This is a genomic window from Nocardioides sp. FY1077 (assembly GCF_058681775.1).
Map to the genome: position 1 here is coordinate 914,820 of NZ_JBZWDB010000003.1, position 19,845 is coordinate 934,664.

Here is a 19,845-nt window from a genome sequence, read left to right on the forward strand (position 1 = left end):
TCAGACCCCCTTCGGTCGGGCGACGAACTCGAGGACCCGGCCCAGCCACTCCACGAGGAGGGCGAGCAGGGCGACGAGCAGGGCACCGGAGACGATCAGCGAGGTGCGGAACAGGTTGGTGCCGGAGACGATCATCGCGCCGAGCCCGCCGGCGTTGATGAACGTCGCGAGCGCCGCGGTGCCGACGATGAGCACCAGCGCGGTGCGCACCCCCGACATGATCACCGGCAGCGCCAGCGGCAGCTCGATGCGCAGCAGCACCGAGCGTGAGGTCATGCCGATGCCTCGACCGGCCTCGACCAGGGTCGGGTCGACCCCCTGGAGGCCGACGATGGTGTTGCGCAGCACCGGCAGCAGGCCGTACACCACCAGCGCGACGACGGCGGTGAAGAAGCCGAAGCCGAGCCACAGGGCGAGCAGCACGACCAGGCCCACGGCGGGCGCGGCCTGACCGGCGTTGGCGAAGCCCACGACCACCGGGGAGGCCGCCCGGAGCCGGCCGCGGGTCAGCGCGACGCCGAGCGGTACCGCGATCGCCACGACGAGGGCGCCGGCCACCGCGGTGAGCTTGACGTGCTCGACCAGCAGGGAGCGCACGGTGGCCCACGCCAGCTGGCTCTGCTCGACCGAGTCGAGGTCGGCGGTCTGGCGCCAGACGACCCACGCGCCGAAGACCAGCGCGACCAGAACCGGCGGGACCACCAGCAGGATGAGTGTCTCGCTGTCGAGGCGACGCCCGCCGCGGCGGACGGTGGGCTCGGGGTCGGCCACCGGGCCCGGCGTGGGCCCGGCACCGACCGACGGGGGCTGCGCGCCGGCGACCTGCGCGCCCGAGGGGCGGGTGTCGGTCATCGACCCGCCACCGGCTGCGCGGCCACCTGGTCGGCGGCCTTGTCCTCGAGCATCCGCATGTGGTCGGTGACGGTGTCGAAGGTGACGATGCCGACGTAGCGGTCGCGGTCACCGGTGACCACGGCGCCGCCGTGGCTGCTGGTGAGCATGGTGTCGAGGGCGTCGTTGAGGGTGGCCCGCTGGTCGATGGTGACCAGGTCCTCGGTCGGCTCGACGATGGTGTCGCCCTTGAGCTGGCGCAGCCACGGCCAGCCGCGGGGGCGGTCGCGGTCGTCGAGCACGATCACCGAGCGCTCGCCGGCCTGCCCGGCGCGGCGCACCACCTCGGCGGTGGGCTCGCCGATCCGCGCGGTCACCACCTGGCGCAGCTCGACCTCGTTGACCCGGGCCAGGCTCAGCTGCTTGAGCGTGGAGCCGGAGCCCACGAAGTCGCTGACGAAGTCGTCGGCGGGCGAGGCGAGCACGACCTCCGGGGCGTCGTACTGGGCGATGTGGCCGCCCTCGCGCAGGATCACGATGCGGTCGCCCAGCTTGATGGCCTCGTCGATGTCGTGGGTGACGCAGACGATGGTCTTGCGCAGCTCGCGCTGGATCGAGAGCAGCTCGTCCTGGAGCCGCTGGCGGGTGATCGGGTCGACGGCGCCGAACGGCTCGTCCATCAGGATCACCGGCGGGTCGGCGGCCAGGCCGCGGGCCACGCCGACGCGCTGCTGCTGGCCACCGGAGAGCTCGCGCGGGTAGCGGTCGCGGTACTTGGCGGGGTCGAGCCCGACGAGGTCGAGCAGCTCCTGCACCCGCTCGGCGATGCGGCTGCGGTCCCAGCCGAGCAGCTTGGGCACGACGGCGATGTTCTTCTCCACCGTCATGTGGGGGAAGAGGCTGCCGCCCTGGATGACGTAGCCGACCTTGCGGCGCAGCTGGTCGGCGCTGCTCTGGCGCACGTCCTCGCCGTCGATGAGGATCGTGCCCGACGTGGGCTCGATCAGCCGGTTGATCATCTTCAGCGACGTGGTCTTGCCGCAGCCCGAGGGACCGACGAACATCACGATCTCGCCGGCGGGGATGGTCAGCGACAGCGACTCCACGGCCGGCGTCTTCTGGCCGGGGTACTGCTTGACCACGTCGACGAGGCGGATCTCCGCACCGCTGATCGTGGTCGTGCCGCCGTCGGCGTGCTGGGGGCTCCTGCTGGTCTCGGTGCTCATGTCAGGCCCGGATTCCCTTCGAGATGGTGAGCCGCCCCAGGAGGAGCAGCAGGAGGTCGGCCACGATCGCGACCAGGATGATGCCGATGGTGCCGACCAGGGCGTAGTTGGTCGCGTTGGCACCGCCGGTCTGCGCGAGGCCGGTGAAGATGTAGGTGCCGAGGCCGGGCCCGAGGATGAACGCCGCGATCGCGGCGATGCCCATCGACATCTGGGTCGAGGTGCGCACCCCGGCGTGGATGACCGGCCAGGCCAGCGGCAGGCGCACCCGCCACAGCACGCCCAGCGGGCTCATGCCCATCCCGCGCGCCGACTCCACCAGTGCCGGTTCGACGCCCTGGAGCCCGACGACGGCGTTGCGCAGCACCACGGGCACGGCGTAGAAGGCCACGGCGAAGAAGGCCGAGAGCGGCTGGATGCCGGTGAAGGCCAGCATCAGCCCGACCAGGGCCAGGGCCGGGATGGTCAGGGCGATCGCGCTGACGGCGTTGGCCACGCCGTCGAGCCAGCCGAGCCGCACCACCACCACGGCGAGCAGCACGGCGACGACGCTCGCGAGCAGCACCGCCTGCACGACCAGGTTGAAGTGCTGGAAGGCGTTGTACAGGATCTGGTCCTGCCGCTCCCTGATGAACTCCCACACGTGTGCGTCACCTCCCGGGGACGCCGGCGGTCAGCGACCCGTGGGTAACATTTGCACAGGTGTGACGCGTGTGACGGCAGACTCACCCCACCGGGTGACGTGTCGTCACCGGCGTGGGGTGGGATCGTCCGGCCCTCGCGCCGCGGGTCCGGTGGTGGTCGCCGCCAGCCAGGCGGCGGTCAGGCGCCGGTCAGGCGCCGGTCAGGCGCTGGCCAGGAACGTCAGCAGGTCCTGCCGGGTCAGCACGCCGACCGGCTTGCCGTCCTCCTGCACGAGCACGGCGTCGGCCGACTCGAGCAGGCGCACGGCGTCGCGGGCGTCCTCGCTCGACCCGATCGTCGGCAGCGGCGCCGACATGTGCGCCTCCACCTGGTCGGCCAGCCGGGCGGTCCCGGCGTACAGGGCGTCGAGCAGGGCGCGGTCGGAGACCGAGCCGGCGACCTCCGCCGCGACGATCGGGGGCTCGGCGCGCACGACCGGCATCTGCGAGACGCCGTACTCCTGCAGGATCGCGACGGCCTGAGCGATGGTCTCGGCGGGGTGGGTGTGCACCAGGTCGGGCAGCACCCCCGACTTGCCCCGCAGCACCTCGCCGACGGTCTGCGCGGCCTGGGAGCCCCCGGACGGGAAGCCGTAGCGGGCCAGCCACTCGTCGTTGAAGATCTTGGTGAGGTAGCCGCGACCGGAGTCCGGCAGGATCACCACGACCACCGCGTCGCGGCCCTCGGGCGTGCCGGCCAGCTCGTGGGCCAGCTGTCGTGCGGCGTACGCCGCCATGCCGCAGGAGCCGCCCACCAGCAGCGCCTCCTCGCGGGCCAGGCGCCGGGTGAAGGCGAAGGAGTCGGCGTCGCTGACCTCGATGATGCGGTCGGCGATGCCCCGGTCGTAGGTGTCGGGCCAGAAGTCCTCGCCCACCCCCTCGACCAGGTAGGGCCGACCGGTGCCGCCGGAGTAGACCGAGCCGGCCGGGTCGGCACCCACGACCTGGATGTCGGGGTTGCGCTCCTTCAGGTAGCGCCCGGTTCCGCTGATCGTGCCGCCGGTGCCGACGCCGCACACGAGGTGGGTGATCCGGCCCTCGGTCTGCTCCCAGATCTCGGGGCCGGTGGTCTCGTAGTGCGAGCGCGGGTTGTGCGGGTTGGAGTACTGGTCGGGCTTCCACGCACCGGGCTGGGAGGCCAGCCGGTCGGAGACGTTGTAGTAGGAGTCGGGGTGCTCGGGGGCCACCGCGGTCGGGCACACCACGACCTGCGCGCCGTACGCCTTGAGGACGTTGCGCTTGTCCTCGCTGACCTTGTCGGGGCACACGAAGACGCAGGAGTAGCCCCTGGCCTGGGCGACCATCGCCAGCCCGACGCCGGTGTTGCCCGAGGTGGGCTCGACGATCGTGCCGCCGGGCTGCAGCTCGCCGGAGGCCTCCGCGGCCTCGATCATCCGCGTCGCGATGCGGTCCTTCACCGACCCGCCGGGGTTGAGGTACTCCACCTTGGCGAGCACCAGCGGGCCGTCGCCCGGCCCCTCTCCCCCGCCTCCGGGCAGGTCGAGGGTGCGGCCCAGCCGCACGAGCGGGGTGTTGCCGATCAGGTCCAGGAGGGAGTCGACGTACTGCACCCGGCCAATGTAGGGCCGTTCCACCCTCCCCGGGGAAGTCTGGACACCTGTGCTCCGTAGAATCGGGGCCGTGGGGAAAGCAGCAGCGGCACGCAAGCTCGCCTCCGCCGCTGCGTTCGGCGGCGGCGGTCTCTCCGTGCTCGGTGCGGGGCTGTACGGCGTCCTGACCGCCGAGGCCCGGCTGGCGCGCCGCGCGATCGGCCCCATCATGGAGGAGCCCACCCCCGACCCCACCGGCTGGTACGGCCGCGGCCGGCCCGGCCCGGCGCTCAAGGTCGTGCTGCTCGGCGACTCCAGCGCCGCCGGGTACGGCGTGTCGCGCGTGGAGGAGACCCCGGGCGCGCTGGTCGCCTCCGGCGTGGCCGAACACGCCGACCGACGTGTCTACCTGCGCGACTTCGCCGTCGTCGGCGCCAAGTCCTCCGACCTCGACGACCAGATCGACCGGGCGCTGCCCATCGAGCCGCACGTCGCGGTGATCCTGATCGGCGCCAACGACGTCACCCACGTGGTGAGCCCCGCGGTGTCGGTGCGCCACCTGTCCGAGGGCGTGCGCCGGCTGCGCGAGGCCGGGGTGGCCGTGGTCGTCGGCACCTGTCCCGACCTCGGCACCCTCAAGCCGATCGCCCCGCCGCTCAAGCAGGTCGCGCGCGCCTGGTCACGCCGCCTGGCCGCCGGGCAGACCATCGCCGTCGTCGAGGAGGGCGGGCGCACGGTGTCGCTGGCCTCGGTGCTCGGCCCCGAGTTCGCCGCGGCCCCGGCGCTGCTGTTCGGTCCCGACCAGTTCCACCCGTCGGTGGCCGGCTACCGGTCGCTGGCCGCGGTGCTGCTGCCCTCGACGCTGGCGGCCCTCGGGGTCGTGCAGGCCGGCGAGGCCGGGCTGGAGGCCATGCGCGGCGAGGGCGTCCTGCCGATCACCACCGCGGCCCTGCAGGCCGTGAACACCCCCGGCACCGAGCTCGGCGGCACCGAGGTGGGCGGCAACCGCCTCGGCGTCCGTGGGCTGTGGGTGGAGCTGCGCCACCGCCGCCGCCGTCCCGAGACCCGCGGGGAGACCCCCGACGTGTCCGGAGACCACACCGGCGACCCGGTCAGCGCGCCCGGGCCCGAACAGGAGACCGACCACGAGGCCGCCCAGGGCTCCCAGGGCTGAGGCCGTCGGCAGGAACGGAACGAGGGCCCCCCGGATCGCTCCGGGGGGCCCTCGTCTTTCCGCGACCGACCTAGCGGGGCCGGACAGGTGGGGGTCAGTCCTGCTGGAAGAACGCCAGGATGCGCAGCAGGTTGGTGTAGATCCAGACCAGGCTCACGGTCATCGCGAACGCCGCGCGCCACGACTCACGCTCGGGCAGGCCGTTGGCGATGCCCTGCTCGACGAAGTCGAAGTCCATGATCAGCATGAACACACCGAGCACGAGGCCGACGATCGCGAACACCAGGCTGAGGCCGGTGCCGACGCCGAAGAAGCCGATCTGGGCGCCGAACATGCCCAGCACGAGCTCCATGACGGCCAGGCCGACCATGCCGAGCACGGCGGCGGTGACCATCATCCGGAACTTCGGGGTGACGGTGATGTTGAGGACCTTGTAGGCCGCGAGCGTGCCGGCGAACGCGGCGAAGGTGCCGATGACCGCGCCCTGGACGACGCCGGGGTACATGACGTTGAACAGCAGGCTGAGCGCACCGAGCGCGACGCCCTCGAAGGCGGCGAACACGAGCACCAGCGCCGGGCTGACGACCCGCTTGAACGAGTTCACCATCGACAGCGCGAAGGCGCCGAGCGCACCGATCGTGGCGGCGGCACCGACGGCCGGGAGCGCGGTGTCGGCGGTGGTCTCGGAGACCTCCGGGAGCGCGATCCAGGTGGCGAGGGCGGTGAGGATGACGACACCGAGCGTGATCGCCGTCTTCTGCACCACCGAGTCGATGGTCATCGGGCCGGTGGAGGCGGGGGCCTGCTGCGCCGGGCCGCCGGGGGTGCCGACGCCCCACTGGGAGGGGTCGGACCCGTGGCCCGGGTACGCCGAGCCACCCGCGTAGGACTGGTTGCCGTAGGTGTTCGCGCCGGAGCGGTTGAACTCCTCCGACCGGCGGAACACCGGGTTGTTGCTCTGCATGGTCTCTCCTAGGAGGCCGGTGTGACCGTCTCCCTGACGGCTCACTGGTGAGGATCCCACTCTACGGGCCTCACCGTGTCCAACGCCGCGACGTCCTGTCTCGTTCCCGAGAACCTGAGGACTGGCTGTGAGCCTGCGCCGGTGTCTGCGCGGTGTGGTCGTCGGGCTGGTGCCGGCTGCTGCTGCGGGCTGCTCGACCGGCGCGATCGCGCCGGTCGGGCGCGACGAGGCCGGTCAGGGAGCCCGGCGAGCGGCCCGCGCCACGGGAGGGGCTCAGCCCTCCATCGCGGCGATCTCCCAGATGTGGCCGTCGAGGTCGCGGAAGGACCAGCCGTGCATGCCGGGGTGGTCCTGCTTGTCACCCGCGCGGCCGGCGCCCGCGGCGAACGCCTTCTCGCACAGCTCGTCGACCGCGGCGGCGCTGTCGGCGGTGATCGCCACCAGCACCTGGTCGCCCGACGGCGGGGTGGTCGTGGCGTGGAAGGAGTGGAAGTAGTCGCTGCGCAGCAGCATCACGCAGGCCTGGTCGTTGACCACCAGGCAGGCGCCGTCGTCGTTGCTGTAGGTGTCGTTGAACGCGAACCCCAGGCCGGTCCAGAAGGCGCGGGTGGCCGCCACGTCGGCGACCGGCAGGTTGACGAAGAGCATGCGGGTCATCGGGGTCCTCTTCCACACGGGTACGCCGGCACGGCGCCGGCTCGCAGGGTCAGACCGTCGACGGCCCCTGGAGTCATCGTCGCCCCGGCGCCGCGTGCCCCCGGTGGGACTCGAACCCACACTGCGCCGCTTTTAAGGCGGCTTCCTCTGCCGTTGGGATACGGGGGCGAGGGCCTGCACCGCTCAGCGCGTCACAGGCGCGTCACAGGTAGGTCTTGCGGGCGTGGATCGCATGGGCACCGGCGGCCCGGTCGAGGAACAGCAGGCCCGCGCAGTGGTCGACCTCGTGCTGCAGGGCGCGTGCCTCGAACGCCGTGGCCACGACCTCGACGTCCTCGCCGGTGCCGGGCAGCTGCCCACGCACGGTGACCCGGCTCGCGCGCTTCACGTCGCCGGTCAGGTCGGGCACGCTCATGCAGCCCTCGCGTGCCTTCTCGTTGCGGCTGGCGGCGACGACCTCGGCGTTGCACAGCACGAACGTGCCGTGGTGCTCGCGGGTCTTGGGGTGGGCCGAGACGTCGACGCAGAAGACCTGCGCGCCGACGCCCACCTGCGGGGCGGCCAGCCCCACGCAGCCGGGGCTGACCCGCATGGTCGCCACCAGGTCGGCGGCCAGCTGCACGGTCGCAGGGTCGGCGGGATCGACCCGCTCCCCCGCCGTGGCCAGCACGGCGTCCGGAGCGGTGACCACCGGCCGCACGACGCCGGCCACCCCCAGCTCGTCCTCGCTCCACGCCGCCACCCGTGGGTCGACCCCTGCGGCGGCCGGTGCCGCGCCGTCGCTCACAGGTCGTCGGCCTCGGCGCGACGCAGCGTGGCGCCGACGCCCAGGGCGGTGGCGGCGGTGCGCACGGCGGCCTCCAGGGCGTCGACGTCGGCACCGGCCGGCAGGTCGAGCTCGGCCACCAGCAGGTAGAGGTCGCCGACCAGGCGGGTGGTGAGGTCGGTGATGTTGCCGCCGGCCTCGGCGACCCGGCCCACGACCGACGACACGATGCCGGCGCGGTCGCCGCCGTGCACGGTCAGCACCCACGAGCTGCCGGTCGCACCGGCCGGCTCCTCGCGGGGCAGCTCGCGCACCGTCACGGTCAGCGACCCGTCGGCGCCCAGCGGGGCCAGCGCCTCGACGACGGCGTCGGTGGACGCCGCGCCCGCGGTGACGAGCACCATGGCGAAGTGGCCGCGCAGCAGCGTCATCGTGGAGTCCTCGAGGTTGACCCCGAGCTCGGCGAGCCGACCGGTGGTCTCCGCGATGATGCCGGGGCGGTCGTGGCCCAGGACGGTGATGGCGTGCAGGCTCGGCGTGGTCACCGGCCCATTGTCGCAAGCCCGGCCGCCCGGCCGAGCACGTCGTCCAGCATCGCCTCGGTGAGCCGGCCGGTGAAGGTGTTCTGCTGGCTGGGGTGGTAGCAGCCGAGCAGCACCACCTCGGCCGTCGCGTCCGCACCACCGTCGGCCACCGGACGGCGCAGCAGCGCCTCCGCGCCGTGCCCGAACCGCGGCTTGGGCCGCGGCACCTGCCAGCCCGCGCGGCGCACGGCGCCCAGCGCGGCGTCCCAGCCGAAGGCGCCCAGCGCGACCACCACCCGTACGCCGCCGCCCACGAGCGCCAGCTCCTGGTCGAGCCACGGGGCGCAGGTGTCGCGCTCGGCGGGGGTGGGCCGGTTCTGCGGCGGGGCGCAGCGCACCGCCGCCACCATCCGGGTGCCGACCAGCGCCTGGCCGTCGCCGGCGTGCACGCTGGTGGGCAGGCGGGCCAGGCCGACGCGGTGCAGCGAGGCGAAGAGCCAGTCGCCCGAGCGGTCACCGGTGAAGATGCGCCCGGTGCGGTTGGCGCCGTGCGCGGCCGGGGCGAGGCCGACGACCAGCACGGCCGGGTCGGTGGCACCCCACCCGGCGACCGGACGGCCCCAGTAGGGCTGGTCGACGAAGGCGGCGCGCTTCATGGCGGCGACGTCCTCGCGCCAGGTCACGAGCCGCGGGCAGGCCCGGCAGGTGGTGACGTCACGAGCGAGGCGGTCGAGCGGGGTGGCCGGCGCGGCGGGGTCGTCGGGCCACCCGGTGCCCGGCGGCACCGGGGAGGCGAAGACCTCCCCGGTGACCGGGTGCGGCAGGCCCTGGGGGCCCGGGGTCGGGCTCAGAGCGCCGTGTGCGTGGTGGTGCCCGGCGCGGGGCTCACCGGCGGAGTGGCCGGGAAGGCGGGCTCGGCCGCGGCGTCGGTGGTGCTCGGGGCGGCGTCGGTCGCGGTGCTGTCGCTGCGCACCTTGTCGGCGGCGCTGGAGGCGACGCCCGAGACCTTGGCCTTGGCGACGTCGGCGGCCGAGGCGGCCTGGGTGGTGACGGCCTCGGTGGCCTTGTCGGTGGCCGAGCGCACCCGGGGGTCGCTGGCGACGCGCTGCGCCTGGGCCTTGATCTGCTCGTAGCGGCCCTGGCCCGCGCGGGCGCCGAGGACGTAGCCGATCGCTCCGGCGGCCAGCATGGAGATCTTGCTCATGTGTCTGCTCCTCCTGTGGGGGGTCGATCGTGCGAACCACCCATCCTGGCGCCCGGGCCGCGCGGGCGGCCACACCCCTGCGGGGGCACCACCGGCCGGCGTACGGACCGGCGTGCGGACCGACGTGCAGGCGGGTGTGCCGACCGGCCTGTCAGGAGCCGCCGCGCTCGGCGAGCGACCAGGCGATGCCGTCGAGGATGTCGGTCTCCGAGGCCACCACGCCGCTCACCCGGGCGGGGTCGAGGCGCGCCAGCACGCGGGAGAGCACCAGGGCCCCGGCGCCGATCACGTCGGCGCGCCCGGGGTGCATCCACGGCAGCGCGAGCCGCTGCGCCACCGTCATCCCCAGCAGCCGACGGGCCAGGTCGTGCACGGCGGACAGCGGCAGCTCGGCCTGGTCGACCGCGTCGCGGTCGTAGGCCTCGAGGCCCAGCACGCCGGCGGCCACCGACGTGGCGGTGCCGGCCACGCACACCACGGTGCGGGCCTCGCGCGGGTCGACGGGGCAGGCGTCGAGGGCGGCGTCGACGTCGGCGGCGCAGGCGGCCAGCTCGGCGGAGGTGGGCGGGTCGGAGCGCAGGTGGCGCTCGTGGAGCCGCACCGAGCCGACGTCCATCGAGTGCGCCGCCTCGGGACGGGTGGTGCCGAGCACCAGCTCGGTGGACCCGCCGCCCACGTCGACCACCAGCACCGGGGCCGCCGGCGCCACCCGCAGACCCCGCACGGCGCCGGCGAAGGCGAGCGCGGCCTCCTCCTCGCCGCTGAGCACCTCCGGCAGCACCCCGAGGCGCGCGCGCACGCCCTCGCGGAACGCCTCGGCGTCGGCGGCGTCGCGGGTGGCGGAGGTGGCGCAGAACCGCACGTCGTCGACGGCCACGTCGTGCGCGGCGATGATCTCGGCGAACTCCTCCACCGCGGCCAGCGTGCGGGCCACGGCCTCGGGCGCGAGCCGGCCGGCGCGGTCGACGTCCTGGCCCAGGCGCACCACCCGCGCCTCGCGCACGGCGACGTCGGGCAGCACCCCGACGAGCAGCTTGATCGTGTTGGTGCCGCAGTCGATCGCCGCTACCGGCCGACGCACGGACCCTGCTCCCACCACGGGCCGAGCAGGTCGAGCACCTCGTCGCCCAGCGGGTTGACGCCCCGGCCCTGGGCGAGCGCCTGCCCGGCCAGCACGTGCAGGCACTTCACCCGGGTCGGCATGCCCCCGGCCGAGATGCCCTCGATCTCGGGCACGTCACCGAGCTCGGCACGCGCCGCGAGGTAGCGCTCGTGGGCGGCGGCGTACGCCGCGGCGAGCTCGGTGTCCTCGCCGAGCCGCGCCTCCATCTCCTTCATCAGCCCCGAGCCCTCCAGGGTGCCGATGCGGGAGGCCGCGCGGGGACAGGTGAGGTAGTAGGTCGTCGGGAACGGGGTGCCGGAGGGTAGCCGCGGCTCGGTGGTGACGACGTCGGGGTTGCCGCAGGGGCAGCGGTGGCCCACCTCGTGGATGGCGCGCGGCTCCCGGCCGAGCTGCTCCCCGACTGCCGCCCGGTCGGCGGGGTCGATCACGGCGTGCGGTCCTCCTGGGCGCCGTCCGACGAGTCGTCGCGGGCGCCGTCGATCTCGGTCAGGGGCGGGGTGCCGACGTCCTGCGGCGGGCGTCCGGCGGTCTCCACCGAGGCCCAGGTGTCGTCCCACCAGGCGGTGGGCTCGCTCGGGGCGACGTCGGAGGGGTCGGTGAGCGTGGCCTCCGGCTCGAGGGCCTCGCCGTCCTCGTCGAGCACGACGTAGGAGCGCTCTCCCGGCGCGACGTAGCCCATCCGCTCACGGGCCTGCTGCTCGACGTAGGCCGGGTCCTCCCAGCGCCGCTTCTCCCGCTCGAGACCGGCGATGTCGCCCTGGCGCTGGGCGATCTCCTGGCGCAGGTCGTCGAGGTGGGCGCGCTGCTGGAGGTAGGCCCGCGCCGAGGAGGCGTACGACACCGCCAGCACCGCGAGCACCAGCACGAGCAGGACCGCCCGCCCGGTCAGCCGCGGACGGCGCGGCCCGACGGCCGTGGAGCCCGACCCCGACGACCCGACGGCCCCCGTGGAGCCGGTGGAGGCCGTGGAGCCAGGGCGGGCCGACGGACGCCGCCCGGGGCCGGTGCGGCCCCGGGCCCCCGGCCGGGAGGCGGACCCCCGGGCAGGGGAGCGTCGGTCGTCGGCCATGCCTGACAGGGTCCCTTACGCCCGGGCGCGCGGGAACGCCGACACACCGGCGTACCGCGCCGCGTCACCGAGCTGGTCCTCGATGCGCAGGAGCTGGTTGTACTTCGCGACGCGCTCGGAGCGGGCCGGGGCACCGGTCTTGATCTGGCCGCAGTTGGTGGCCACGGCGAGGTCGGCGATCGTGGTGTCCTCGGTCTCGCCCGAGCGGTGGCTCATCATGCAGCGGAAGCCGTTGCGGTGGGCGAGCTCGACGGAGTCGAGGGTCTCGGTGAGCGAGCCGATCTGGTTGACCTTCACCAGCAGCGCGTTGGCCTGCCCGCCGGAGATGCCGCGCTGCAGGCGCTCGACGTTGGTGACGAACAGGTCGTCGCCGACGATCTGGATCTTGTCGCCGAGCGCGGTGGTCATCGCCTTCCAGCCGTCCCAGTCCTCCTCGTCGAGGGGGTCCTCGATGGAGACGATGGGGTAGGCCGCGCAGAGCTCGGTGTAGTAGTCGAGCATCTGCGCCGAGGTCTTCGACCCGCCCTCGAAGGCGTACGCGCCGTCGGTGTGGAACTCGCTGGCGGCGACGTCCATGGCCAACGCGATGTCGGTGCCGAGGGTGAGGCCGGTGACCTCGACGGCCTCGGCGATCAGGTCGAGCGCGGCACGGTTGGAGGCGAGGTCGGGCGCGAAGCCGCCCTCGTCGCCCAGGCCCGTGGCCAGGCCGCGCTTCTTCAGCACCGACTTCAGCGCGTGGTAGACCTCCGCGCCCTGGCGCAGCGCCTCGCGGAAGCTGGGCGCACCGACGGGGGCCACCATGAACTCCTGCACGTCGACGTTGGAGTCGGCGTGGGAGCCGCCGTTGAGGATGTTCATCATCGGCACCGGCAGCAGGTGGGCGTTGGGGCCGCCGAGGTAGCGGTAGAGCGGGAGCCCGGCAGAGTCGGCCGCGGCGCGGGCGACGGCCAGCGACACCCCGAGGATCGCGTTGGCGCCGAGCTCGGCCTTGTTGGGCGTGGCGTCGAGGTCGAGCATGACCTGGTCGACGAGGCGCTGGTCGTCGGCGTCGAGGCCCTCGACGGCCGGGCCGATGCGGGTGACCACGCCCTCGACGGCCTGCAGCACGCCCTTGCCGAGGTAGCGCTCGCCGCCGTCGCGCAGCTCCACCGCCTCGAAGGCACCGGTGGAGGCGCCGCTGGGCACCATGGCGCGGGAGAAGGTGCCGTCGTCGAGGAGGACCTCGACCTCGACGGTGGGGTTGCCGCGGGAGTCGAGGATCTCGCGGGCGCCGACTGCTTCGATGGATGCCACTGGCTGCTCCTGGTGCGGTACGTCGGGTGGGGGTCCGTGCCCCGCCAGCCTAGGGGACCTGCGCGGCCGGCCCCGTCGGGCGGCTCCGTCGGTCGGCCCGTCGGCCGGCTCCGTCGACCGGCTTCGTCACCCGGGGTGAAGCGCAGGGCGGCCCGGCTCGACCACACTCGCGCGTCATGGACCTCCCCTCGCCTCCCCCCTCCACCCGGGTCGGCCAGGTGACCGCCCTGTTCGAGGGCCTGGCCGACACCTACGACCACGGTGACGTGCCGTTCGCCGCGCTGGTGGCCCGCGACCTCGTCGCCCGGCTCGCCCCGCAGCCCGGCGAGCGCGCCGTCGACCTCGGCGCCGCCCGCGGCGCCGTCACCTTCCCCCTCGCCGAGGCGGTCGGGCCGCAGGGCCGCGTCGACGCCGTCGACACCGCCGCGCGCATGGTCGAGCTCACTTCGGCGGAGGCCGTCGAGCGCGGCCTGCCCCAGGTGCACGCGGTGGTCGGCGACGCCACCGACCCGCCCGGCGAGCCCGGCTCCTACGACGTCGTCGCGTCGTCCTTGCTGCTGTTCTTCCTGCCCGAGCCGGAGGCCGCCCTGGGGCAGTGGCGCGCCCTGCTCGCGCCGGGGGGCCGTGCCGGGATCACCACCTTCGCCCCGTGGCCCCGTGCCTGGCAGGAGGTGCTCGACGTGTTCGAGGAGCACGCCCGCCGCACGGGGCGGCGCAGCATGACCGACGCCCCCGAGGTCGACAAGGACGCCGAGGTCACCGAGTTCCTCGAGCACACCGGCTGGCACGACGTCCGCCACGAGACCCTGACCTACGACCTCGCCTTCGACGACGTCGAGCACTGGCGGCGCTGGTCGCTGACCACCTGGATCACCGACGTGTGGATGCGCAGCCCCGTGGAGAGCCACCCCAGGATCCTGGAGCGGGTGGCCGAGGTGCTCGAGACCACCCGCGGTGCCGACGGTCGCTGCCACCTCGAGCTGCAGGTGCGCCACACCCTCGCCCGTCCCTGACCCCAGGTCGTGTTCACCGGCTGCACCCCGGCCGGACACCGAGGATCCACCGCGTGCGGCGACAGTTCGCGCTGACAGCCGCTCGAAAGGAACCTCCGTGGCCTCACGCCCCGGGCTGGCGCTCACCGCCGTCGCCCTCCCCTTCTCGCTGTGCCTCCTGGCACCCGCCCTGCCCGCCGCCGGGCTCGCCGACGATCCGACCCCGTCGCGGTCGGGCCCGGCGCAGCCGCAGCCCTCCGGGCGTGCCGACGCCCGCCTGTTCGACCGGGTGGCGACCTACCCGGTCTTCCAGAACGTGCCGGCCGGCGTCAACCCGGCCGACGAGACCGTCGCCGAGATCTCGGCGGTCAGCGAGGACGGGCGCACGCTGGTCTACACCGACGCCGCCGGCAAGCGGATCGGGTTCCTCGACCTCACCGACCCGTCGCAGCCGAAGGGCGAGGGCTCGATCGACCTGGCCGAGCTCGGCAACGCCGACGACCAGCCGACCTCGGTGGCCGTGGTCGGCGACGTCGTGATGGTCGTCGTCGACACCACCGGCGGGGAGTTCACCGCCCCGTCGGGCCGCCTCGACCTGTTCGACCTCGACACCCGCGAGCGGCTGCGGTCGATCGACCTGGGCGGCCAGCCCGACTCGATCGCCGTCAGCCCCGACGGCGACTGGGCCGGCATCGCGATGGAGAACCAGCGCGACGAGGACGCCCTGCCCGACGGTGCGCCCGCCGGCAGCGAGGAGGGCGACCTGCCCCAGCGCCCCGCCGGCTTCGTGCAGGTCGTCGACCTCGGCGGCTCGCCCCAGGAGTGGACGACGACGCCCGTCGACCTGGTGGCCGAGGACGGCTCGGCGCTTCCCGCGCTCGCCGACCTGTACGCCCCGGAGGACCCGGAGCCCGAGTACGGCGACATCAACGCCGACAACCAGTACGTGCTGACCCTGCAGGAGAACAACGGCCTGCTCGTCATCGACCTGCCCACGCAGGAGGTCGTCGAGGGGTTCAGCGCGGGCGAGGCCACCGTGGAGGGCGTCGACACCGAGGACGACGGCCTGTTCGACCCCACCGACACCGTCACCGCGCCCCGCGAGCCCGACTCCGTGCAGTGGGTCGGCGAGGGCCTCGTCGCCACCGCCGACGAGGGCGACCTGCGCGGTGGCACCCGCGGCTGGACCGTCTTCGACGTGACCACCGGCGAGCCCGTGTGGGAGGCCGGTCGCTCCTTCGAGGACATCGCCCTCGCCCACGGCCTGCACAACGAGGGCCGCGCCGACAACAAGGGCGTCGAGCCCGAGGGCCTGGCCTTCGCGGAGGTCGACGGCGTGCCCACCGCGTTCGTCGGCTCCGAGCGCAGCAACTTCGTCGCCGTCTACGACATGACCGACCCCACCAGCCCCGCGCTGCGCCAGGTGCTGCCGACGACCAACGGCCCGGAGGGCCTGCTCCCCGTCCCGGGCCGCGACCTGTTCGTCGTGTCGTCGGAGACCGACGACGCCGAGGCCATGGTGCGCGCGACCGTCGGGGTCTACCGCCTCGGTGGGGCGCGACCGGCGTTCCCCTCGCTGGTCTCGGTGCCGGCGCCCGGCGCGCCGGGCGACGCCTCCCCGATCGGGTGGGGCGCGCTCGGCGCGCTGTCCGGCGTGCCCGGCCGCCCGCAGCGGCTCTACGCCGCCAGCGACGCGGCGTACGCCACCGGCCGCATCTACTCCGTCGACACCAGCAGCCGACCGGCCGTCATCGACGACGTGCTGACCGTCACCGATCCTGACGGCTCGGCCCCGGAGATCGACGTGGAGGGCCTCGCCGCCCGTCCCGGCGTGCGAGGCGGCGACGGCTTCTGGCTGGCCGCCGAGGGCACCTCCGGCCCGGAGAACCGCCTGGTGCGCACCACCGCCGACGGCGTCGTCACCGAGAGCGTCCCGCTCCCCGCCGAGGTCGCCGACCACGTGCGCAGCTGGGGCCTCGAGGGCGTGACCACCAGCGGCCGCGGCTCGGCCGAGCAGGTGTACGTCGTGCTGCAGCGTCCGCTGTGGGTCGACCCCACCGCACCGGCCGCCGAGCTCGAGCCGCTGGAGGGCGACGTCGCCCGCATCGGTCGCTACGACGTCGCCAACGGCTCCTGGACCTGGTTCGCCTACCCGCTCGCGGCGACCACCACCCCGGGCGACTGGATCGGCCTGTCCGAGGTGACCCGGGTCGACGACGACACCCTGGCCGTCATCGAGCGCGACAAGCAGGCCGGTCCGGGCGCGGCGGTCAAGCGCGTCTACACCGTCGACCTGCCGAAGCGCACCACCGGCGAGCTGACCCCCGTGCGCAAGCGGCTGGCCGTCGACCTGCTGCCGCGGATGGAGGCCCGTGACGGATGGACCCAGGAGAAGCTCGAGGGCCTCGGGGTCACCACCGCCGGCCAGGTCTTCGCGGTCACCGACAACGACGGCCTCGACGACGCCACCGGCGAGACCCAGCTGTTCCGCCTCGGTGCCCTGCGCCGGGCCTTCGCCGACGCCCTGGCCACCGACACCCGCCTGCGCGCCTCGCGACGCACGGTGCCGACCGGCGGCGGCGTCCGCCTGGTCGCGACGCTCGACCCCCGCTCCGCCACGGGTCGGGTGCGCTTCCTCGACGGCGGTGAGGTGGTGCGCCGCGCCACCCTCGTCGACGGCCGCGCCGCGGTGCGGCTGCGCCTGCGCGGCACCGGCGCCCACCGGCTGGTCGCGCTCTACCCCGGTGCCGTCGACGCCGGCGGGTCCCGCTCGGAGCCGGTGACCGTGCGCGTCGTGCGCCGCTGAGCCCCGTCGGCTGACGCCGGCAGACGCCGGCTGACGACCGCGGAGGGGGACGGGCCTGGCCCCTCCCCCTCCGCGGCCCTAGGGTGCGGCGGGTGCTGGACTACCGCGACCACGACGCCACCTCCCTCGCCGAGCTCGTCCGCACGGGCGCGACGACCCCCGCCGACCTGCTGGCCGCCGCGCGCGCCCGCGCGGCGGAGGTCGGCCCACGGATCAACGCGATCGTGCGCGAGGTGGAGCCGCCGCGGCCCAGCGGCCCGGAGCCCGAGGGCGGCCGCCCGTTCGCCGGGGTGCCGTTCCTGCTCAAGGACCTCCACCAGGACCTCGCCGGAGTGCCGACCAGCGGCGGCAGCCGGGCGCTGCGCGACGTGCCGGCCCCCGAGACCGCCGCCGTCGTGGAGCGGTGGGTCGAGGCCGGCCTGGTCGTCTTCGGCAAGACCAACACCCCCGAGTTCGGTGCCAAGGGCATCACCGAGCCCCGCCTGTTCGGCCCCACCCGCAACCCCTGGCACCTCGACCACACGCCGGGCGGCTCGTCGGGCGGCAGCGCCGCGGCGGTGGCCGCGGGCATCGTGCCGGTGGCCGCGGCCAGCGACGGCGGGGGGTCGATCCGCATCCCCGCCTCGGCCTGCGGACTCTTCGGCCTCAAGACCAGCCGCGGCCTGCTGCCGCACGGCCCCGCCCATGGCGAGCCGATGGGCGGCACGGCGACCGACGGCGTCGTCTCCCGCAGCGTGCGCGACACCGCGGCGATGCTCGACGTGCTGGCCGGCCCGACCGACGTGTCGCCGTACCTGCCCGGCGGGCTCCCCGCAGCCGGCTTCGCCGCCGAGGTCGGCCGTCACCCGGGACGCCTGCGCATCGGGATGACGTGGCAGAGCGCGATCAACCCCGACCCCCACCCGGAGGCCCGCGCCGCGGTGCGGGCCGCGGCCGACCTGCTCACCGACCTCGGCCACGAGGTCGTGGAGGTCGACATGCCGGTCGACGACGCCCGCCTGGCCCGCGACTTCCTCACCAGCTGGTTCGTCTACTGCGCCGCCTCGGTCGCCGAGGCCCGGGCCGCCAGCGGCGCTGGCGAGGACGCCTTCGAGCCCGACACCCGGGTGATGGCCGCCCTGGGTCGCGCCACCAGCCCCGTCGACCTGGTGCGGGCGATCGACGGTCGCCACGAGCACGTGCGCCGCCTCGCGGCCTTCCACGCCGACCACGACCTGCTGCTCACGCCGACGACCGCCACGCCGCCGCCCCGGGTCGGCGCCTTCGAGGTGTCCGCACGCGTCGCGCGGCTCCAGCGCCTGCTGCTGGGTGCCCGGGCGGGCGGGGTGCTGCGGTTCACCCCCGTCGTGGAGCAGCTGATCAGCGAGAACCTCGGCTGGGTGCCCTACACCCAGCTGGCCAACCTCACCGGCCGGCCCGCGATGAGCGTGCCGCTGCACTGGACGCCCGACGGCCTGCCGCTGGGCGTGCAGCTGGTCGGCCGCCTGGGCGCCGACGCGCTGCTGCTGCGCCTGGCCGCCCAGCTGGAGCAGGCCGCACCGTGGTGGGACCGCCGCCCGCCGCTCTAGGTCGACGGCCGGTCGCCGCGGACCGAGCCGACCGAGGGCAGGTCGGCGCGCCGGCGCACGGCGTCGCGCAGCGCCTGCTCGGCGTCGTCCCCGGCCTCGTGGGCCTCGGCCACCAGCGCCAGCAGCCGGTCGCCGAGGTCGTCGGGGTCGAGGTCGACCACCGGCCGTCCGGCGCGCGCCAGCCGGTCAAGGGCCTTGTCGGCGAGCAGGAGCGCCGGCAGCGTGGGCGGCACGCCGTCGAGCACGTGGTCCCGCTGCTTCTCCGCGGCCTTGACCGCCTGCCACGTCTCGTTCACGGCGGCGGCGTCCTGCGGCTCCCCGGTCCCGGCGTCGGGCCCGAGCACGTGGGGGTTGCGCCGCACCATCTTCTCGGTGACCTCGCGGGCCACGTCGTCCACGGTGAACTCGCCGGCCTCCGCGGCGATGGCGGCGTGCAGGTAGACCTGCAGCAGCAGGTCGCCGAGCTCCTCGCGCAGGTGCGCCCCTCCCCCCGGCGCCTCGTGGCCGTCGATGGCCTCCAGCGTCTCGTGGGTCTCCTCGAGCAGGTAGCGCGCCAGGGACCGGTGGGTCTGCGCCCGCTTCCACGGGCACTCCGCGCGCAGTCGAGCCACCACCTCGCGGAAGACCAGCAGCGGCTCCGGCTCCCCGTCCTGCACCGGGCCCGACGGGGTCGTCACGGGGTCACCACGGGGTCACCACGGGCTCAGCCGCAGCGCTGGGAGGCGGGGGCTGCGGTGGGCGTGCTGGCCGGGTCGGCCGGGGCCTCCGGCGCGGCCTCCGCGGGCTCGGTCTCGGAGGTGGCGAGGTCGCTGACGGCCACGGACAGCTGCGGCACGCCGCCCTGCTCCTGGCCGGCGACGTCGATGGCGGCGAAGCGGGGGTTGGTCTCCACGCCGTTGGCCTCCTGCCACTGCGTCACGACCTCGGTGGCCGCCGAGCGGGCCTCCTCCTCGGTGGCGCCCTCCTCGGTGGGCAGCACGCCGGCGAGCACGCCGTTGAAGTAGTCGGCGGCGGCGAACACCGGCAGCGCCTCGTCGACGAGGTCGGCGTCGAGCCCGGCGCCGACGAGGTTGTCGCGCGCGGTGGTCTCGGCCTGGCGGCGCAGGTCGTCGACGGGGAGGTCGTTCTCCGCACCGATCTGGTCGGCCATCGAGCTGATCACCAGGCTGTAGAGCACCTGGTCGCGGAACGCCGCGCCCTCGAGGCCCTCGCCGAGCTGCTCGGGGTCGGAGCGCAGCACCGCGCAGGTGTCGGCCGCGGCGGCGTCCACCTCGGCCAGCGAGATGTCGTCGTCACCGACCTCCGCGGCCACCCCGGGGTGCAGGTCGATCTCGGAGACGCCGCAGCCGCTGAGGCCCGAGGCGAGGACGGCGGCCGCCAGTGCGGCGACAGGACGGACGAGCTTCACGGGGGCT

At 74.7% G+C, this 19,845-nt stretch carries 20 protein-coding genes and 1 tRNA gene; 4 read left to right on the top strand and 17 right to left on the bottom strand.

The features are described from left to right. The 4 genes from AC4OR8_RS13935 to AC4OR8_RS13950 form a co-directional block, all read right to left on the bottom strand. Complete coding sequence (locus AC4OR8_RS13935) at nucleotides 1-852, bottom strand: ABC transporter permease (protein WP_492166162.1); 852 nt, start codon at nucleotides 850-852, stop codon at nucleotides 1-3. Continuing rightward, on the bottom strand, nucleotides 849-2,057 hold the full coding sequence (locus AC4OR8_RS13940) for a betaine/proline/choline family ABC transporter ATP-binding protein (protein ID WP_492166163.1): 1,209 nt from the start codon (nucleotides 2,055-2,057) through the stop codon (nucleotides 849-851). The genes AC4OR8_RS13935 and AC4OR8_RS13940 overlap by 4 nt, the downstream gene beginning before the upstream one ends. 1 nt (nucleotide 2,058) lies before the next feature. Beyond that, a complete protein-coding gene (locus tag AC4OR8_RS13945) occupies nucleotides 2,059-2,700 on the bottom strand; it encodes an ABC transporter permease (protein WP_492166164.1) in 642 nt (213 codons plus the stop codon). Between the two features lie 201 nt (nucleotides 2,701-2,901). Next, the gene (locus tag AC4OR8_RS13950) at nucleotides 2,902-4,311 is read right to left on the bottom strand and encodes a cystathionine beta-synthase (protein ID WP_492166165.1); all 1,410 of its coding nucleotides are present in this window, start codon (nucleotides 4,309-4,311) and stop codon (nucleotides 2,902-2,904) included. 70 nt (nucleotides 4,312-4,381) lie between these two features. On the opposite strand from AC4OR8_RS13950, the gene AC4OR8_RS13955 reads away from it, so the two are divergent. Further along, entirely contained in the window at nucleotides 4,382-5,464 is a 1,083-nt protein-coding gene (locus tag AC4OR8_RS13955; RefSeq protein WP_492166166.1) for an SGNH/GDSL hydrolase family protein, read from the top strand. 94 nt (nucleotides 5,465-5,558) lie between these two features. Here the strand turns inward: AC4OR8_RS13955 and AC4OR8_RS13960 are convergent, their stop codons facing one another. The 11 genes from AC4OR8_RS13960 to eno form a co-directional block, all read right to left on the bottom strand. Continuing rightward, nucleotides 5,559-6,428, bottom strand: coding sequence for a Bax inhibitor-1/YccA family protein (locus tag AC4OR8_RS13960; protein ID WP_492166167.1), 870 nt, complete (start codon nucleotides 6,426-6,428; stop codon nucleotides 5,559-5,561). Between the two features lie 273 nt (nucleotides 6,429-6,701). Further along, nucleotides 6,702-7,085: a VOC family protein gene (locus AC4OR8_RS13965; protein ID WP_492166168.1), complete on the bottom strand. Its 384-nt coding sequence runs from the start codon at nucleotides 7,083-7,085 to the stop codon at nucleotides 6,702-6,704. A gap of 95 nt (nucleotides 7,086-7,180) precedes the next feature. After that, nucleotides 7,181-7,253: transfer RNA gene (locus tag AC4OR8_RS13970), tRNA-Leu, on the bottom strand. A gap of 34 nt (nucleotides 7,254-7,287) precedes the next feature. Next, nucleotides 7,288-7,872, bottom strand: coding sequence for a peptide deformylase (locus tag AC4OR8_RS13975; protein WP_492166169.1), 585 nt, complete (start codon nucleotides 7,870-7,872; stop codon nucleotides 7,288-7,290). After that, complete coding sequence (locus tag AC4OR8_RS13980) at nucleotides 7,869-8,396, bottom strand: glycine cleavage system transcriptional repressor (protein WP_492166170.1); 528 nt, start codon at nucleotides 8,394-8,396, stop codon at nucleotides 7,869-7,871. The genes AC4OR8_RS13975 and AC4OR8_RS13980 overlap by 4 nt, the downstream gene beginning before the upstream one ends. Continuing rightward, complete coding sequence (locus AC4OR8_RS13985) at nucleotides 8,393-9,160, bottom strand: uracil-DNA glycosylase (protein WP_492166171.1); 768 nt, start codon at nucleotides 9,158-9,160, stop codon at nucleotides 8,393-8,395. The genes AC4OR8_RS13980 and AC4OR8_RS13985 overlap by 4 nt, the downstream gene beginning before the upstream one ends. 62 nt (nucleotides 9,161-9,222) lie before the next feature. Continuing rightward, nucleotides 9,223-9,579, bottom strand: coding sequence for a hypothetical protein (locus AC4OR8_RS13990; protein ID WP_492166172.1), 357 nt, complete (start codon nucleotides 9,577-9,579; stop codon nucleotides 9,223-9,225). Between the two features lie 151 nt (nucleotides 9,580-9,730). Next, the gene (locus AC4OR8_RS13995; protein ID WP_492166173.1) at nucleotides 9,731-10,660 is read right to left on the bottom strand and encodes a Ppx/GppA phosphatase family protein; all 930 of its coding nucleotides are present in this window, start codon (nucleotides 10,658-10,660) and stop codon (nucleotides 9,731-9,733) included. Beyond that, nucleotides 10,645-11,130, bottom strand: coding sequence for a DUF501 domain-containing protein (locus AC4OR8_RS14000; RefSeq protein ID WP_492166174.1), 486 nt, complete (start codon nucleotides 11,128-11,130; stop codon nucleotides 10,645-10,647). Before AC4OR8_RS14000 ends, AC4OR8_RS13995 begins: the two co-directional genes overlap by 16 nt. Next, on the bottom strand, nucleotides 11,127-11,771 hold the full coding sequence (locus AC4OR8_RS14005) for an FtsB family cell division protein (RefSeq protein ID WP_492166175.1): 645 nt from the start codon (nucleotides 11,769-11,771) through the stop codon (nucleotides 11,127-11,129). The genes AC4OR8_RS14000 and AC4OR8_RS14005 overlap by 4 nt, the downstream gene beginning before the upstream one ends. A gap of 15 nt (nucleotides 11,772-11,786) precedes the next feature. After that, nucleotides 11,787-13,064 (bottom strand): phosphopyruvate hydratase, encoded by a 1,278-nt coding sequence (gene eno / locus AC4OR8_RS14010; RefSeq protein WP_492166176.1) that lies wholly within the window; start codon nucleotides 13,062-13,064, stop codon nucleotides 11,787-11,789. A gap of 176 nt (nucleotides 13,065-13,240) precedes the next feature. Here eno and AC4OR8_RS14015 point away from each other — a divergent pair, with 176 nt between their 5' ends. From AC4OR8_RS14015 to AC4OR8_RS14025, 3 genes are all read left to right on the top strand, one after another. Then, on the top strand, nucleotides 13,241-14,077 hold the full coding sequence (locus AC4OR8_RS14015) for a class I SAM-dependent methyltransferase (protein WP_492166177.1): 837 nt from the start codon (nucleotides 13,241-13,243) through the stop codon (nucleotides 14,075-14,077). A gap of 97 nt (nucleotides 14,078-14,174) precedes the next feature. Next, nucleotides 14,175-16,862: an esterase-like activity of phytase family protein gene (locus tag AC4OR8_RS14020; RefSeq protein WP_492166178.1), complete on the top strand. Its 2,688-nt coding sequence runs from the start codon at nucleotides 14,175-14,177 to the stop codon at nucleotides 16,860-16,862. Between the two features lie 92 nt (nucleotides 16,863-16,954). Beyond that, complete coding sequence (locus AC4OR8_RS14025) at nucleotides 16,955-18,430, top strand: amidase (protein WP_492166179.1); 1,476 nt, start codon at nucleotides 16,955-16,957, stop codon at nucleotides 18,428-18,430. Here the strand turns inward: AC4OR8_RS14025 and AC4OR8_RS14030 are convergent. Together AC4OR8_RS14030 and AC4OR8_RS14035 are read right to left on the bottom strand one after the other, a co-directional pair. Further along, nucleotides 18,427-19,107, bottom strand: a complete 681-nt coding sequence (locus AC4OR8_RS14030) for a MazG nucleotide pyrophosphohydrolase domain-containing protein (RefSeq protein ID WP_492166180.1) — start codon at nucleotides 19,105-19,107, stop codon at nucleotides 18,427-18,429. The two genes, AC4OR8_RS14025 and AC4OR8_RS14030, sit on opposite strands and share 4 nt — an antisense overlap. A 26-nt stretch (nucleotides 19,108-19,133) precedes the next feature. Next, nucleotides 19,134-19,838, bottom strand: coding sequence for a SurA N-terminal domain-containing protein (locus AC4OR8_RS14035; RefSeq protein ID WP_492166181.1), 705 nt, complete (start codon nucleotides 19,836-19,838; stop codon nucleotides 19,134-19,136). Between the last annotated feature and the right edge of the window lie 7 nt (nucleotides 19,839-19,845).